General features: G+C 28.8%; 12 protein-coding genes. 10 read left to right on the plus strand and 2 right to left on the minus strand.

What is annotated here, in order from left to right:
• Positions 1 to 16 precede the first annotated feature (16 nt).
• The 5 genes from IC175_RS08655 to IC175_RS19645 all read left to right on the plus strand — a co-directional run bounded on the left by IC175_RS08655 (position 17) and on the right by IC175_RS19645 (position 7545).
• Positions 17 to 2542 carry a U32 family peptidase gene (locus IC175_RS08655; protein WP_227851434.1) on the plus strand — a complete coding sequence of 842 codons (2526 nt, stop codon included), beginning with the start codon at positions 17 to 19 and terminating at the stop codon, positions 2540 to 2542.
• Positions 2543 to 2645: 103 nt separating this feature from the next.
• Positions 2646 to 3224 (plus strand): HD domain-containing protein, encoded by a 579-nt coding sequence (locus tag IC175_RS08660; RefSeq protein ID WP_227851435.1) that lies wholly within the window; start codon positions 2646 to 2648, stop codon positions 3222 to 3224.
• A gap of 211 nt (positions 3225 to 3435) precedes the next feature.
• Positions 3436 to 3912, plus strand: coding sequence for an NUDIX hydrolase (locus tag IC175_RS08665; protein WP_227433465.1), 477 nt, complete (start codon positions 3436 to 3438; stop codon positions 3910 to 3912).
• Positions 3913 to 4016: 104 nt separating this feature from the next.
• Positions 4017 to 4838 (plus strand): nitroreductase family protein, encoded by an 822-nt coding sequence (locus IC175_RS08670; protein WP_227824721.1) that lies wholly within the window; start codon positions 4017 to 4019, stop codon positions 4836 to 4838.
• Between the two features lie 238 nt (positions 4839 to 5076).
• Positions 5077 to 7545 carry a diguanylate cyclase domain-containing protein gene (locus IC175_RS19645; RefSeq protein ID WP_227851436.1) on the plus strand — a complete coding sequence of 823 codons (2469 nt, stop codon included), beginning with the start codon at positions 5077 to 5079 and terminating at the stop codon, positions 7543 to 7545.
• Between the two features lie 316 nt (positions 7546 to 7861).
• Here IC175_RS19645 and IC175_RS08680 read toward each other — a convergent pair whose 3' ends face one another.
• Positions 7862 to 9313: an aminoacyl-histidine dipeptidase gene (locus IC175_RS08680; RefSeq protein ID WP_227851437.1), complete on the minus strand. Its 1452-nt coding sequence runs from the start codon at positions 9311 to 9313 to the stop codon at positions 7862 to 7864.
• 322 nt (positions 9314 to 9635) lie between these two features.
• Between IC175_RS08680 and IC175_RS08685 the strand changes: the two genes are divergently transcribed.
• The 4 genes from IC175_RS08685 (at position 9636) to IC175_RS08700 (ending at position 15506) form a co-directional block, all read left to right on the plus strand.
• A complete protein-coding gene (locus IC175_RS08685) occupies positions 9636 to 12014 on the plus strand; it encodes an endonuclease MutS2 (protein WP_227851438.1) in 2379 nt (792 codons plus the stop codon).
• Between the two features lie 21 nt (positions 12015 to 12035).
• Complete coding sequence (locus IC175_RS08690; RefSeq protein ID WP_227433460.1) at positions 12036 to 12452, plus strand: DUF523 domain-containing protein; 417 nt, start codon at positions 12036 to 12038, stop codon at positions 12450 to 12452.
• Between the two features lie 177 nt (positions 12453 to 12629).
• Positions 12630 to 14330, plus strand: coding sequence for an arginine--tRNA ligase (gene argS, locus IC175_RS08695; RefSeq protein ID WP_227433459.1), 1701 nt, complete (start codon positions 12630 to 12632; stop codon positions 14328 to 14330).
• Between the two features lie 252 nt (positions 14331 to 14582).
• Entirely contained in the window at positions 14583 to 15506 is a 924-nt protein-coding gene (locus IC175_RS08700; protein ID WP_227483007.1) for a hypothetical protein, read from the plus strand.
• A 4-nt stretch (positions 15507 to 15510) separates the two neighbouring features.
• Here IC175_RS08700 and IC175_RS08705 read toward each other — a convergent pair whose 3' ends face one another.
• Positions 15511 to 15717 carry a hypothetical protein gene (locus IC175_RS08705; RefSeq protein ID WP_227433457.1) on the minus strand — a complete coding sequence of 69 codons (207 nt, stop codon included), beginning with the start codon at positions 15715 to 15717 and terminating at the stop codon, positions 15511 to 15513.
• 134 nt (positions 15718 to 15851) lie between these two features.
• Between IC175_RS08705 and IC175_RS08710 the strand changes: the two genes are divergently transcribed.
• On the plus strand, positions 15852 to 17606 hold the full coding sequence (locus IC175_RS08710; RefSeq protein ID WP_227483006.1) for a B12-binding domain-containing radical SAM protein: 1755 nt from the start codon (positions 15852 to 15854) through the stop codon (positions 17604 to 17606).
• The last annotated feature ends 10 nt before the right edge of the window (positions 17607 to 17616 follow it).

The raw sequence follows: 17616 nt of genomic DNA on the forward strand, positions 1-17616 counted from the left end.
TATAGAGGAGAAAAATATGAAAAAAATAGAATTACTTGCACCAGTTGGCTCTTTTGATTCCTTGAAAGCAGCAGTACAAAATGGGGCAAATGCTGTGTACTTAGGTGGAAAAGACTTTAGTGCGAGAGCATCTGCAAATAACTTTGATAGAAATGAGTTGATTGAAGCTGTTAAATATTGTCATATAAGAGGAGTACAAGTATTTGTCACTGTAAATACATTGATAAAACAGTATGAGATAGAAGATTTTGTCGAGTATGTAAAATTTTTATATGATATAGATATTGATGCATTAATAGTTCAAGATATAGGTATGGCAAGGCTTATAAAAAAATTACTACCTGATTTTGAATTACATGCAAGTACTCAGATGGTAGCTCATTCGCTAGAAGATGTAAAATACCTTAAAAGCGTAGGATTTGATAGGGTAGTTTTGGCAAGAGAATTAAATGTTGATGAGATAAAATGGATTTGTGAAAATACAACTATAGATGTAGAAGTATTTGTGCATGGGGCTTTATGTGTATGTTATTCAGGTCAATGTCTTATGAGTAGTATGATAGGAAACAGGTCTGGAAACAGAGGAAGATGTGCACAACCATGTAGACAAAAATATGAGTTAATAGATATAAATACAGGTGAAGTTGTAAATAGTAATGGAGATTACTTATTAAGCCCTAGAGATTTAAGTACTATAGAAGATTTAGACAAAATAATCGAAGCAGGGGTATTATCTCTAAAAATTGAAGGAAGAATGAAAAAGCCAGAATATGTAGCTACTGTAGTTTCAGGATATAGAGAAGCGATTAATGAGTTTATAAGTGAGAATAAAATAAATATTTCTGAGGAAATAATAAATAATTTGTATACTATCTTCAATAGAAAGTTTACTAAAGGATATATATTAGGTGAAGTTGGTAAGGATATAATGAATTCTGATAGACCTAACAATCAAGGTCTATATGTTGGAAAAGTCTTAGACCATAATAGAAAAACAAAGAGACTTAGAGTGATACTAGAGAATACCCTTAAAAAAGGAGATGGAATCAACTTAGGTGGAGGAACTATTGGAAGAATTATAAAAGATGGAGAGATAACTACAATAGCACACAAAGGAGATTTAATCGAATTAGATTTTATTGGGGAAGCAAAGAGAAATCAACTTATATTCAAGACTTCAGACAGTGAATTAATGGACAAAGTACAGTCTACATTTCAGCAAGATAAAGAACTTATAAAAACTAACATAAATGCAAAAGTAAGTATTAAATTGGGTGAAAAGCCAGTACTCTCTATAAGTGATTTTTGTGGTAATAAAGCAGTTGTAGAGGGTGAAAAGGTAGCTGAAAAAGCTATAAAAGTTGCTTTAAGTGAAGAAAAAATCGAAACACAGATTCAAAAACTTGGAAATACGCCTTATAAATTAAAAGATATAGACATTGATTTAGACGAAGGTGTAAGTATACCTATAAGTATATTAAATCAAATGAGAAGAGATTGTATTGAGCTTTTGGATGAGGAAAGAATAAGGATAAAAGAGAGAAGATTTAAGGAAAGTAAATTAAAATATAAACCAGCTAAAATAAATCGACATAAAGAATTTAATACAACTCCTAAACTTAGAGTTAAAGTTAAGAATTTAGAGCAATTAGAAGCAGTACTAAAATATAATGTAGATTTAATTTATTATGAAGATATAAATACGCTATTTGAAGCTTTGGAAATAGCTTCAAGTATTTCTAAAGAATCAGTTAATTTAAGTTCAAATATAGATAGTGTAAATTCTTCATTAAATATAGATGATGTAAATGTTTCAAGTGAAAGAACATCTAGCTTTGAAGATAGATTAATCTATTCAGCACCAAGAATTATTAGAAATAGAGAATACAAACAGTTTGAAGTATTAGATAATATAAAAGGGCTTAATAAAATTCAAATTGGTAACTGGGGTTCTATGGATTATTTTAAAGATAAAAATCTAAATATAGATTGCTATTTGAATACTTTTAATAGTGAAAGTATAAATCACTTTAGGGATACAGGAGCAAGTACGGTTTGTTTATCACAGGAGTTAAATTTAAGTGAAATTGAACAAACATTAAAATATACAGATGCAGAAATTGAAGCAGTGATATATGGATATACGCCTATGATGGTCACAGAATACTGCCCTATGGGGGTTGTTGTTAGAGATTGTAAAAAAGATAAGAGAGTAGCTAAATGTAAGGAGAGCAGTTATGCTCTAAGAGATTTTACAGATGCAAGTTATAGGATAACACAAGATATATTCTGTAGAAGCACTATTTACAATTCAAAGGTAACATGTATGTTGGATAATCTTTATGAATTAGATGAGATTGGAGTAGATGTATTTAGAATAGATTTTACAGTGGAAAATAGTGAAATGGTAGAGAAAGTTATTGAAGCTCATATTGAGGTTTTAAACAATAATTATAAACTTGGAGAAAAAGCTACTAACTTATATAAGCAATTGGATGAAATTGGAACAGTTGCAGGACACTACTATAAAGGTGTAGAATAGATATAACATGAAAAATATACATAAATATATAAAAACTCTTGAATTTATGTGTATTAATATATAAAAATATCATATCTATGAAAAAACAGGGGGATTACTGAAAATGAGAGAAGAAGCTTTAGACATTTTATTTAAGTATTTAGAAACTGATAGAATGAGAAAACATTGCTATGCAGTTGAAGCAGTTATGAAAGATTTAGCCAAAAGACTAGAGCCAGAGAAAGAAGAAAAATGGGCGGTTGCAGGTCTTTTACATGATTTGGATTCAGATATAGTTGGAAGAAAGCCAGGAGAAATCTGTGAAGGTCATGCAACAACAACTGTAGAACTTCTCAAAAAAGAAAATTTTGGTGATGAAGAAATGTATAGAGCAATACTTGGTCATCATGATGGTATGGGGGTTACAAGAACTAGTTTAATGGAAAAAGCTATATATGCAGCAGACCCTATAACTGGATTTATAACTGCAATAGCTTTAGTTTATCCAGATAAAAAACTTACGAGTGTAAAGACAAAATCTGTAATTAAAAGAATGAAAGAAACAAGATTTGCTTCAAATGTAAATAGAGATGCAATGAGAAGTATAGAAGATATAGGGATTCCATTTGATGAATTTGCAGAGCTTTCTCTTAATGCAATGAAAAATATTAGTGATGTACTTGAAAACCATGAAAATGAGTAAATAAGGAAAATAACAATAAATTTAAAAATGTGAATTGACAATAATTAGTTTAAATAAATGACTATAATTAATATAAACTTAAGGTCAACTTGTTAATAATTGACTGCAATGAGTAATTATAGTGATTCTTTGCATCAGTAATTATAGTAATAAACTTAAATATATAAAATAAGTAAATGAAAAATAGAAAAGAGAAAGTAAGGCGAAGTATATGAAACTTACGACTATTTGTTATATAGAAAAAGACAGTAAGACTTTAATGTTGTATAGAAATAAGAAGAAAGATGATGTACATGAAGGTAAGTATGTAGGTGTTGGTGGAAAATTTGAGCAGGGAGAAACACCAGAAGAATGTATAGTTAGAGAAGTTAAAGAAGAAACAGGTCTTACTCTTAAGTCATTAACATACAAAGGATTGATAACTTTTCCAAAATTTAAAGATGAAGAAGATTGGTATATGTTTTTGTATTTTTCAGATGAATTTGAAGGAACTTTATCTAACAAAGATTTAGATAATTGTAAAGAAGGCAAGTTACTTTGGGTTGATAATGATAAAATATTTGACTTAAATATGTGGGAAGGCGACAGATTATTTTTAGATTGGGCTAAAAAAGGCAAAATTTTTAGTGCAAAGATAACATATGATAATGGTAAATTGAAAGATTACAGTGTAAATTTTTTAGATTAATTAAAAAATTAAAGCCTATGTATTGTTAAAAAAATAAAAATTGACTAGGACAACTATTTGATTTATACTAGAGTAAAAATTTTAAAATGGAGGAATAATCTGGAATGATAGACATAAATTTAGACAAATGTGTAGGATGTGGTATGTGTGAGTCAGACTGCCTTGTAAATGCAATAAGGGTTAAAGAAGATAAAGCAAAGGTGAAAAATATTCTCTGTATTAATTGTGGTCACTGTATGGCTATATGTCCAACAGATGCAATAGAAATGCAGGGATTTGATAAAAATGAAGTATTAGAATTCAATCATGAAAATTTTGAACTAGAGCCTGAAAAATTACTAAACTTTATCAAATTTAGAAGAAGTATAAGAAGCTATAAAGACATAGAGGTAGAAGAAGAAAAAATAAAAAACATAGTAGAAGCAGGAAGATACACACCAACAGGTGGAAATAGACAACCGATAAGATACATATTAGTAAAAGAAAAACTAAAAGAAGTAAAAGAATTAGCAATAGAAGGGCTTTATAACTTGGCATTAAATACTGATGATGAAGACCCTGTACGTTCTATATATAAAAATACATTTAAGAGAATGTACAAAAGATATAAAGAAGAAGGATATGATTCTCTATTCTATGATGCACCATTACTTATGGTAGTAGTTGGTGATACTTCTTTAGGAGGAAGTGTATATGTAGATGGTGGATTAGCTGCGTCTAATATGGAGCTTATGGCTTATTCTCAAGGATTAGGAATGTGCTACAATGGATTCTTTGTTATGGCATCAAATGTAGAGCCAAAGTTAAAGGAATTATTGGGAATGAATGATAATGAAGCAGTTATAACTTCATTTATATTGGGATACCCAAGTGTAAAATATAAGAGAACTGTAAATAGAAATAGTGCTAAATTTGAAATAAGATAGAACTTAGAATGTATTATATACTCAAGATTAGCACAAGATAATGTATACATTTAATATAGTAAATTTGTTGTAATAATCAAATAAATCAGTTATAATCTAGGTATATTGTATATGGTGAGGATATTTAAATTTTTAAGTAAATTTTTATATCCTTTTTTATGCTAATCTACTTTTTCATATCTAAAAGTTTAAGTAGTAATTTGCATTGTAAATCTTAATTATATGGAGGATTAGTGTAGTGAATTCAAAAAAATTACTTTTATTAATTATTGTAATTGCATCCATATTCACTTCTTGCATATTTCCTTTTAATGTCAATGCTCTAGGTAGTGATAATCGTACTATTCGGGTTGCTTATCCTATTCAAAAAGGGTTAACTGAACTAGATAAACAAGGTAAGTACTCTGGATATACATACGAATATCTGTTAGAAATTGCACAATATACTGGATGGAATTATGAATTTGTTCAAGTATCTGGTGATGAAAATGAAGTTCTTACAAAACTAATGAAAATGTTAGAAAAAGGTGAGATTGATATAATGGGAAGCATGTTATACAATGAGCAGATGGAAAAATTGTATAATTATGCAGGTAATAGTTATGGAGTAGTAAATACAGTATTACAAGTATTATATGAAAATACAGCTATTGATAGTATAAGTTTAGAAGCTATGAAAGAAATTCGTATTGCTGTAATAGAGAATTCTAATACTAGGCTTAAAGAATTAAATGAATATTGCAAGATGAATTTAATATCACCTAAATTGGTATATTGTAAGTCACAAGAAGAACAATTACAAGCACTAAAGGTTGGTGAAGCAGATGCACTGCTTAATGTGAGTGTGAGTCCAATGGAAGGTGTGCGTACTATAGCTAAATTCTCACCAAAGCCATTCTATTTTATTACACCTAAAGGAAGTACAGACTTAACTCAAAGACTCAATTCAGCAATTAATAATATCGAACAGACAGACCCATATTTTTCGACTGCTTTGTATGAAAAATATTTTACACCAGAAAATAGTAAGATGATTTTGTCTGATGATGAAACTACATATATTAAAGATATAGATACATTAAAAGTTGGAGTACTTTTAAATAAGCCACCATTTCAAAACATAGATAAAAAAACAGGAGAATTAAAGGGTATATCAATAGATTTATTAAATCACATATCTGATAAAACTAGATTGAAGTTTGAACTGGTGCCTGTAAAGTCACAAAAAGATTTGGATAAAATGACTAAAAATCATGAAATTGATATTGTAGCAGGAATGATTTATGATTATGAAGATTCTCGTAAACACAATGTGACTATGTCTCGACCATTTGTTTCCACCCAATATATTATGATGATTAATAACAAATTAAATGAAAATAGTTTAGATGGAAAACGTCTAGCTCTACCTAAAGGGACTGGTTATGATAATTATTTTAATGGGGATGTCATATGGTATGATACTTTGGAAGAGTGTATAGAAGCTGTTAACAAAGGGTTTGCAGATTATACTTATGGAGAAGGATATTCTATACAGTACTATATTAATCAACCTAAGTACAAAAACGTACGTTTAGTTCCACAGACTTATGAATCACAGAGTATTTGCTTTGGAATAGTTAAACCAAGTAAGCAGGAATTATTGGGTATATTTAATAAAGCTATTATAAGCATTCCATCAGAAAAGATGCAATCAATTATCTATCAAAACACTACATATAGACAAGACTTTTCACTACTTTATATTATGCAACAAAATCCAATTGAAACTATTTTAATAGTTGCTAGTTTATTACTTTGCATTATTGGAGGTATGGCATGGAGCCTGCATACACGTAAAAGTATGAATCAGAAAATATCTTTGGAACTTAAAAAGCATGCTGAAGTTTATGAAATGGCAAGTGAATACTTTTTTGAATATGATTATAAACGAGATAAATTGATAGTTTCTATGAAAGGGAAAGGAATTAGTACTTATTATGGTATAAGTAAGAGTGCTATGAGTGAGATTGAAATAGAACATAATAAAAAGTTTTTTGATGTAATCAAGTCACAGGAGAATGGGACGACTGAAATGTATTCTATATGCGCTGATGGTAGTTGTCACTGGATTAGAATTACTTCAAAAATAATTTATAATGAAAAAAGTGTACCAGTGTATGTAATTGGAAAAATATCTAATATTGATTCTGAAAAAGAGGAAAAAGATAAGTTACTGGATAAGGTTCAAAAAGATGGCTTAACAAATATTCTTAATTCAGCATATATTAGAAAGTTAACTACAGAAAGTTTATCTAATTTATCTCCTAACAAAAATGGAGCTTTGTTAATTTTAGATATTGATTATTTTAAGTCTATTAATGATACTTATGGGCATTTAATTGGAGATAAAATATTAATTGATGTTGCAAAAGTACTTGCTAGAAGTTTTGAAAAAAATGATATTGTTGGTCGATTGGGTGGAGACGAGTTTAGTATCTATATTAAAGATATAATAAATAAGGAAGAACTTATCAATAAATGTAATGAAGTATATAAACAAATTCACCTCATAAAACTGCCAAGTGGGAAAAGCATATCTATAAGTATGGGTGTAGTAATAACAAAATATGGACAGAAATATGATGAATTATATCAAATGGCAGATGATGCTCTTTATGATTCTAAGAAGCAAGGAAGAAATAAATTTAAAATAGTAGGAGTATAATTTTTAGTAAGATTTACTATAAAAATTGTAAATAAGATACAATTGAACGAGTTTTGTATAATTGTACATAAAAGAGATGTATTAATTTATATAAGATTCAGTATAAAAATATAATAAATTTTTAAATAAAAAGTATCTAATAAATCTTTTTAAAGTAAAAATAATAAAGCCCAATGACGTATGTTATTATCATCATTAGGCTTTATTTCTATAAATTAATACTAAAATTAAACTTGATGCTAACATTAGTATTAATTTACAGGTTAATTTTATATGGATTTACTTAGAATTAAAATCTGCTTCTTAAAACTTAGTCTTAATATTGGTTCATAGATTTTAATATTTCAATAACATAATCCCAAACATTAGCAATAGAAGGTATACTAACGTGTTCTTTTGGAGTATGAACATCAAACATATCTGGTCCTATAGATATAGCTTCAGCATGAGGAAGTTTATCAAGTAATAATCCACACTCAAGACCAGCATGTAGAGCCATAACAGTAGGAACTTTACCAGTTAATTTCTCATAAGTTTCACTACATATTTTTTCTAATTTAGAACCTTTTTTAAATTCCCAAGCTGGATATTGAGATGTAAGACCATAGTCAGCACCTAAAGCTTGAGCTAAAAGTCTTATTCTATCAGCTATCTCATCTCTAATAGACATAACAGAACTTCTAACAGAAGTTAAGAATTCAATAGTTGATTCTTTAGTTTCAATTATAGCAAAGTTAGTAGAACTTTCAACTAATCCTTCTATATCAAGACTTACAGATTGAACACCATGAGGAGTTAAGCTTGACATTTGAATAACTTTTTCTTTGCAGTCTTTAGTAAGAGCTTTAGTTGCAGAAGTTTCAACTACTGAATAAGCCATATCAGGGTCAGAAGTAGTAAACTCATGTTTAAATGCAGTTAAAATATCATTTATTTGTTTTTTAGCAGATTCAACATCAGCTTTATCAACAGCTATTACACATTTAGCTTCACGAGGTATAGCATTATGCTTAGTACCACCATCAACTGAAACTAATTCGTAATCAACATCTAGTACGCTTAATACTCTAGCTATTGCTTTGTTAGCATTTGCTCTTTGTAAAACAATTTCCATACCAGAATGTCCACCTAATAATCCAGTAACTTCAACTAATAAAGCTTGCTTGTCAGCTCCAACTTCTTTGTACTCAACAGGTAGACTAACAACACAAGTTTTACCACCAGCACAACTAACTAATAGATATCCTTCTTCCTCGGAGTCCATGTTTAGGATATATTGACCTTTGATTAAGCTTGGGTCTAATGCATCAGCACCGTTCATACCATCTTCTTCATTAACAGTAACTAAAACTTCTAATGCTGGATGCTCTAAAGTATTATCTTCTAATATAGCCATACCCATAGCAACAGCGATACCATTGTCAGCTCCAAGAGTAGTTCCAGTAGCGTATATCATATCACCATTAATTCTTAATTTTATAGGGTCTTTAAGAAAATCGTGTTCAACATTCTTTTCTTTTTCACAAACCATATCCATATGTCCTTGAAGAACTACTCCTGGACAATTTTCATATCCTTTTGTAGCAGGCTTTCTTATTATTATGTTTAAACTTTCATCCTGGATAGTTTCAAGCCCTAAATTTTTACCAAAGCTAAGTAAATAATCACTTATGCCTTTCTCGTTTCCAGAACCTCTAGGAATTTGAGATATTTTCTCAAAGTTTTTAAAAACATTTTCTGGCTTTAATCCTTCTAATACGTTTCCCATGACTTGTGTTCCTCCTTAATTTATCTATATAAGTAGCTATTTTTATAAAATAAGCTAAAATAAACTCCTTTAAAAAATATTAAAGAAGATTTTTTAACAGATTATATTACAAATAAAGCATGTTTATGTATAATATATAGATAGCTACATACATAGTATAATACAAAATATGTTTAAAATATATCTAAAAGAGAAAAAATATAATAAATTTAGAAATAAAAAAGAAATAAAACTTGCAGTTTTTATTGAAAATGCTTGGAAAGCATACATTTTAAATATTAAAGAAAAAAGTTAAAATATTGAGGATGGTGAATATAGAAAAATGAATGAGAAATCGTTAAGAGTTCTAGAATACAATAAAATAATAGATTTATTAAAGAAGAAAGCCTCATCTTCTTTAGGTCTAAAATATATAGAAAGTTTAGTTCCAAATACTGATTTTGTAGAAGTAAAGTCCATGCTAGAAGAAACTAGTGAAGCTCAATCAATTATTATAAAGAGAGGTTCAGTAGGTTTGGATGGTATTCATGATATAGAAGATAAGGTTAAAAGAGCCTATATAGGTGCATCTCTTGACCCAGGAAGTTTAATTATGATAGCGGATACTTTAAGAGTAGCTAGAAGATTAAAAAATAGTCTATCTAGCAGTGATGAAGAAGATTTTAATTATCCAATAATACAATCTCTATCAAATTCTCTATATGTATATAAAGATATAGAAGAACAGATATACAATGCGATAATAAGTGAAGTAGAAATATCTGACAATGCTTCAAGTACACTTAGAGATATCAGAAGAAGAATAGCTCAGAAAAATCAATCCATTAGGTCTAAATTAAATTCAATAATAAGTTCAACTACTTATCAAAAATACTTACAAGATGCCATAATTTCTCTAAGAGGTGATAGATTTGTAGTACCTGTAAAATCTGAATATAGGTCGCAAGTAGCTGGTATAGTACATGACCAGTCATCTTCTGGTGCGACACTTTTTATAGAGCCAATGACTATAGTAGAGATGAACAATGAGTTAAGACAGCTAAAATTAGGAGAGCAAGAAGAGATAGAGAGAATTTTATCAGAACTTTCTGCAATGGTTGGAGAAGTAAGTGAAGATTTGATATCCAATCAAGAGATGCTTGGAAGATTAGACTTTGCATTTTCAAAAGGAAAACTTTCTATACAGATGAGAGGTATAGAGCCTACATTAAATGAGGATAAATATTTAAATATAAAAAATGGAAGACATCCACTATTAGATAAGAAAAAAGTAGTGGCAAATACTATTTATTTAGGAAGAGACTTCCACACATTGGTAATAACAGGTCCAAATACAGGTGGTAAAACAGTTACAATAAAAACTGTAGGTTTATTTGCACTTATGACACAAAGTGGACTTCACATACCTGCTGATTATGGAAGTAGTATGTGTGTATATGATAATGTATTTGCAGATATAGGAGATGAACAAAGTATTGAGCAAAGTTTATCTACATTTTCATCTCACATGACAAATATAGTATCAATACTAAAAACCGTAACAGCAGACTCTTTAGTTATATTTGACGAATTAGGAGCAGGAACAGACCCTGTTGAGGGAGCTGCACTTGCAATAGCAGTATTAGAAGATATAAACTCTGTAGGAGCGAAATGTATAGCAACTACTCACTATAGTGAACTTAAAAATTATGCTCTTACTAAATCTGGTGTAGAAAATGCAGCAGTTGAATTTGATATAGAAACTTTAAGTCCAACATATAAGTTACTTATAGGTGTTCCTGGAAAATCAAATGCGTTTGAGATTTCCAGAAAACTTGGACTTAGTGACTATGTAATTTCACGTGCCAAAGAATATATAAACACAGATAACATAGCTTTAGAAGATGTATTACAAAATGTTGAAAAGAACAGAATCAAAGCTATTGAAGATAGAGAAGAAGCTGAGAGATTGAAGGAAGAGATAGAAAGACTAAAAGTAGAATACGACGAAAAACTTGAAAAATTAGTTACTCAAAGAGATAAGATGATTGAAAAGGCTAAATCAGAAGCATTTTCAATAACAAGACAAGCTAAGGAAGAAGTAGACCTTATAATAAAGGAACTTAGAAGTTTAGAACAAGAAAGAGCTTCTAAAGAAAAAAATCGTAAAATAGAAGAACTTAGAAAAGAATTGACTAGTTCTATGGGAAGTCTTCAACCGACAGTAAAAAGTATGATAGTTCCAAAAGTTTCAAGTAAAGAAATAAAAGACCTAAAACCAGGGGAAGAAGTTAGAGTAATAACTTTAAATCAAAATGGTAGTGTGGTTTCTGTAGACAAAAAGAGAAAAGAAGCAGTAGTGCAAATTGGTATAATGAAGATGACTCTACCTTTTAAATCTTTACAAAAATCTCACAAGGATGTTTCAAAACACGTTACTAAATCAACAAGAAATATCATAAGGGCAAAATCTGGAAATATAAAAAGTGAAGTTGACCTTAGAGGTTTAAATTTAGAAGAAGCTATAATGGAAGTCGAAAAATATCTAGATGATGCATATGTAGCAGGTCTAGAATCTGTAACAGTAATACATGGAATTGGTACAGGAGTGCTAAAATCAGGACTACAAGACATTTTAAGAAAAAATAGACATGTAAAATCACAAAGAGGTGGCCAGTATGGAGAAGGTGGAGCAGGAGTAACAATTGTTAAACTAAAATAATTTGTATAGGAGCACATTTTTATGATATTAGTATCTGCATGTTTAATAGGAATAAATTGTAAATATAGTGGCGATAATAATGAAAATGAAGAAGTAAAAGAATACCTAAAAGGTAAAGATTTTACTCTTGTATGTCCAGAACAGTTAGGTGGTTTATCTACACCAAGACCTCCTGCTGAGATAGTTGATGGAAAAGTAATCACAAAAGAAGATAATAAAGATGTAACAGAAAACTTTGTAAGAGGGGCTGAAGAAACTCTAAAAATAGCAAGATTATATGTATGTAGCGAAGCAATACTAAAAGAGGGTAGCCCCTCTTGTGGATGTAATCTAGTGTATGATGGTAGTTTTTCAGGCAAAAAAATACCAGGGAAAGGTATCACAGCAAAGTTACTGGAAGAAGAAGGAATAAAAGTCAAGAGTGAAAAAGACTTATAGAAAAGCAATAATCGTATAGATAAAAACTGTAATTATAGTATTTTTAATATATACAGAAAACATAATTATTAAAGTGTTTTGCCCTGTAATGAAATACTTGAAAAAACACTAAATTTGATTTAACATAAAGAGATAAGCACAATATAAACCAGGAACAATGTAGAGAGGAGCAACAAGATGCAAGATTTCAAGGTAGCAATATCAAATTGCCTTAAAGAGAAAATAGAAGAACTGTCGATAGAAGAGATAGAGGCACTTATAGAAGTTCCACCAAACAAGGACATGGGTGACTATGCTTTTCCATGCTTTAAATTAGCTAAAGTATTTAGAAAAGCTCCAAACATGATAGCAAGTGAATTAGCAGAAAGTATAGAAGCTAGTGGAGAGATAACAAAAGTAATACAATTAGGCGGATATGTGAATTTCTTTGTAAACAAATCTCAATTAGCAGAAACTGTAATCAAAAAAGTATTAGATGAAAAAGAAAATTATGGTCGTAGTGATTTTGGAAAAGATAAAACTGTAATAGTTGAATACTCTTCTCCAAATATAGCAAAGCCTTTCCATATAGGGCATATAAGAACTACAGTAATAGGTAATGCTCTATATAAGATATATGAATCACAAGGATACAAAACTATAAGAATAAATCATTTAGGTGACTATGGAACTCAATTTGGTAAGTTAATAGTGGCCTTTAAAAAGTGGGGAGAAAAGGAAGTAGTAGAATCTAATCCAATCCCAGAATTATTAAAATTATATGTAAGATTCCATGAGGAAGCAGAACAACATCCAGAAATGGAAGATGAAGCAAGAGCATGGTTTACTAAATTAGAAAATGGTGACGAAGAAGCAAAAGAATTATGGCAATGGTTTAGAGATGAAAGTCTAAAAGAATTTAGTAGAGTATATAAACTTTTAGATATAGAATTTGATTCTTTAGCAGGTGAAAGTTTCTATTCTGATAAGATGGACAGAGTAATAGAGTTATTAGAAGAGAAAAATCTTTTACAAGAGTCTAAAGGTGCAAGAATCGTTGATTTAGAAGAATATAAGATGCCACCAGCTCTTATTACTAAGAATGATGGCTCAACATTATATATGACAAGAGATTTAGCTGCGGCAATATATAGAAAAGAAACTTATGATTTTGATAAGTGTATATATGTAGTTGGTTCTCAACAAAACCTACATTTCCAACAATGGTTTAAAGTAATTGAACTTATGGGATATGAATGGGCAAAAGACTTAGTGCATGTTGGATTTGGTATGGTAGCTCTTGAAGAAGGGACTATGTCAACTAGAAAAGGAAGAGTTGTATTTTTAGAAGATGCATTAAATCAAGCTATAGATAAAACTAAGGATATTATACTAACTAAAAACCCAGATGCTAAAAATGTAGATGAAATATCTAAACAAGTAGGTGTTGGAGCTGTAGTATTCCAAGAACTATCTAATAGTAGAATAAAAGACTATACTTTCTCATGGGAAAGAACATTAAGCTTTGATGGAGAGACTGGGCCATATGTTCAATATACACATGCTAGATGTTGTGCAGTTTTAAGAAAAGCAAAAGAAGAAATCACTTCTGATATAGATTATAGTCTATTGGCTGATGAAGATAGTGCAGAAGTTCTTAGAGTTATAGAGTCATTTAATAAAAATATTTTACTTGCTCTAAAGAAGAATGAACCACATATAGTTACAAGATTTATGCTAGATTTAGCTCAAGCGTTTAATAAATTTTATCATGACAATCCAATTTTAGTGGAAAATTTAGAGATTAGAAAATCGAGACTTGCTTTGGTACAAGCCACAAAACAAACTTTAGAAAATTCTCTGAAGCTGTTGGGAATGCACGCTCCAGAAAGAATGTAATACAACAAAATGTTGAAATAAAAAGAATAAAATTGAACTTAGTACGCAATTTGTATAACTGTAGAATATAGGGATGTCGAAAACTGATGCTTTACATATAAAAAAGTAGTATCGTATAATAATATATAGATAGTAGATTACAATGATTTTTGTACACTACTATCCCCCTATATATGACAGCTTCTTAACGGGCTGTCTCTTTTTTTTTAATAGCAGGATATTTAAATTAAGTTTTTGAGAAAGGATATATTTATGAATGACGTATTAATAAAAAAAGTCTACACATCTTCTTTTAATAATGGAAGTAAGACTCTTAAAGATTTAATTATAATAAATACAAAATCCTTAATAGATGATAAAACTCAAAGATGTGTATATATAGACGAAAAGAGATTGAAAGATGAACTTATTTACTTTAGATTTTATGGAGAAAAAATAGGTAATGTCAATTTTTTAAATATTTTATTACCATTAATTTTATCAAATACTAATATTCAAAAAAGTGAAGATGAGGTTGTTAAATTAATAAAAAAATATGTGAGTTACTTTAGAAAAGAGGAATTCTTATTTGATTATTTATTAAGTTCTGTAGCATATAATTCTGTTATGCACAATCTTATAAATAACAGTAAAATTGAATATGTCGAATTACTACAAAATATTAAAGACAAGATAATAGGTTTTTCTATAGAATTAGACAAGTCTGATATTGTAAAGTTTCAGATGGCAAGGATAGGCACAATACAATTAATTGATAAATATATTGATTTAAAATATGAAGATTATGATGAAGAAAGTATTCTATCAAGTGTTTTAAATATTTTATATGATATTTATATAGAAGACAGAAATGTAGAAAATGAAGGAATTAAAAGCATGAAAAAATCTATATTATCTATTTTAGGTGAAGAGACTGAATTAAACGAAGATAATATAGATTTTATTCTTTCTATGTCAGAATATGTTGTTAAGTTGAGAAAATATAAAATTGGGGTTAAAATGTATAATAAAAAAATAGAACCAAGAAGTCTTATAAGCCTTGAAGAAGGCGATACTACAATAGACCCCATATTTAATCAAATAACAGTTATGTCGAAAACCTTTAGTGATAATATATTAAGCATAAAGATACATTCTAAATCAGGTATTTATATATTAAAGTTTAAAAAGGTTTAGGTTACTAGAGATTACTGTTTTTTTCTAAGTAATCCAAAAAATCTTTTTCTTTAGTGTCAGTTAAGAAACATAATTCTTTTACTATATTATTTCTAAGGTCGATAAAATCACTAATTTGGGTATTTTCATTAGTGTATTCAAGAGACTTTATAATAAGCAGTAAATCTCTTTTTGATAAAGAGTTGATAGATACTTTTTCAATTAATTCCATAAAAAACTTCCTTTCCTCACATTACTTGAAATTAATAATCTAATTATATAAATGTTATATAGACTTTACATATACTATTTTAACCTATAAGGGGTACAAAAAGCAGTATAATATTAAAAAGAGGTGAGAAATATTTGAAAATTTTATTAACAACGTTGAATTCTAAGTTTATTCATACAAATTTAGCTATAAGATACCTAAAAGAATTTGTAAGGAATTTGCTAGAAGTTGACATGAAAGAATATACGATAAACAATGACTTAGATTATATTTTAAAAGATATATACAAAAATGAATATGATATAATTTTATTCTCAACATATATCTGGAATATAGGAGATATAGTTAAACTTTGTGATAATCTAAAAAAAATTAGACCAAATACTAAAATAGCTTTGGGCGGGCCAGAAGTGAGTTATGATAGCTATGAGGCAATGAAGAAATACGATTTTGTAGATTATATACTTTATGGAGAAGGAGAATTAATCTTTAGAGATTTAGTGCTTCATCTTAAAGGAAAAAAAGAAATAAAAAGTGTAGACGGATTGGTATATAGACAAGGAAGCGAGATAATAGTAAATAAACCTATGGAACTTCTTCAAAATTTGGACGAGATTCCTAGTCCTTATGAAAATTTAAATCCAAAGGAATATGAAAATAGAATAGTATATTATGAGTCGTCAAGAGGTTGTCCATTTAACTGTCAATACTGCTTATCTTCTACCATTCCTGGTCTGAGATATTTCAGCTTAGATAGAATAAAAAGAGATTTAAAAGCTTTAATAGATGCAAGAGTCTCACAAATTAAATTTATTGATAGAACTTTTAATGCAAATAAAAAAGTAGCTATGGAAATTATGGATTTTCTTATGAAAAATGATAATGGATATACAACCTATCATTTTGAAGTTACAGCATATTTGATAGATGACAAGATGCTAGAGTTTTTGGCTGACTGTAAAGAAGGGCTTTTCCAGTTTGAAATAGGAGTACAGTCGACAAATGAAAAAACACTTGATGCAGTAGGAAGAAGAGATGATTTCAAAAAGTTATCTCATGTTGTTCAGACAGTAGCATCTTATAGAAATATACATCAACATTTAGACTTAATTGCAGGACTTCCCTATGAGGATTATGAAAGCTTTGAGAACTCATTTAATGATGTATTTAATCTAGGGATAGAACACTTACAATTAGGTTTCTTAAAGATGATTAAGGGTACAGGTATGAGAAAGGTAGCAGATGAGCATGGATTTAAATATAAGGATTATGCTCCATATGAGTTTTTATACAATAATTATATAAGCTATGAAGAAACATTGAAATTAAAGGATATAGAAGATGTACTTGAAAGATACTACAATTCTAAAAACTTTGTGTTGTCCATGAGATATATTATAGGCAAATTTTATAAACAAAGTCCTTTTAAATTTTTTGAAACTTTTGCTAAGTACTTTGATGAAAATGGGTATTTTGACTTGGCACAGGGGAAAAATCAATTATACAAAATATTACTGGATTTCTATAATGAAAAAATAAATATAGACAATGATGTATTTAATGATATATTAAAGTATGACTACATTTCACTAGGTAAGACATCAAATATACCACAGTTTTTTAATAAGTTAGATGTGGATGACTTTAAGAATAGATGTCATGTATTTTTACAAGATAATGATAACTTATCAACATATCTACCTAATTTTGTTGATAAACCAGCAAAACATATAATAAAATATGTTCATTTTGAACCATTTAAATTTAATATTGTGGATTTAAAAAATAATATAAATACAGAAATAAGAGAAGAAGAAAATATAGTCTTATTTGAATATGATGATAAAAAAATATTTGAGAAATCTAAAACTCATAAAGTAGAAATTTAAGTATTTAGGA

This window comes from Clostridioides sp. ES-S-0123-01 (genome assembly GCF_020658415.1).
In the GTDB taxonomy this organism is placed as follows: domain Bacteria; phylum Bacillota; class Clostridia; order Peptostreptococcales; family Peptostreptococcaceae; genus Clostridioides.

Excerpts from the sequence above, each read along its gene's own strand:
- IC175_RS08670 (WP_227824721.1), top strand. The coding sequence starts at position 4,017 with ATGATAGACATAAATTTAGACAAATGTGTAGGATGTGGTATGTGTGAG.
- IC175_RS08680 (WP_227851437.1), bottom strand. The coding sequence starts at position 9,313 with ATGGGAAACGTATTAGAAGGATTAAAGCCAGAAAATGTTTTTAAAAAC.
- argS (WP_227433459.1), top strand. The coding sequence starts at position 12,630 with ATGCAAGATTTCAAGGTAGCAATATCAAATTGCCTTAAAGAGAAAATA.
- IC175_RS08665 (WP_227433465.1), top strand. The coding sequence starts at position 3,436 with ATGAAACTTACGACTATTTGTTATATAGAAAAAGACAGTAAGACTTTA.
- IC175_RS08690 (WP_227433460.1), top strand. The coding sequence starts at position 12,036 with ATGATATTAGTATCTGCATGTTTAATAGGAATAAATTGTAAATATAGT.
- IC175_RS08655 (WP_227851434.1), top strand. The coding sequence starts at position 17 with ATGAAAAAAATAGAATTACTTGCACCAGTTGGCTCTTTTGATTCCTTG.
- IC175_RS08700 (WP_227483007.1), top strand. The coding sequence starts at position 14,583 with ATGAATGACGTATTAATAAAAAAAGTCTACACATCTTCTTTTAATAAT.
- IC175_RS08705 (WP_227433457.1), bottom strand. The coding sequence starts at position 15,717 with ATGGAATTAATTGAAAAAGTATCTATCAACTCTTTATCAAAAAGAGAT.
- IC175_RS08685 (WP_227851438.1), top strand. The coding sequence starts at position 9,636 with ATGAATGAGAAATCGTTAAGAGTTCTAGAATACAATAAAATAATAGAT.
- IC175_RS08660 (WP_227851435.1), top strand. The coding sequence starts at position 2,646 with ATGAGAGAAGAAGCTTTAGACATTTTATTTAAGTATTTAGAAACTGAT.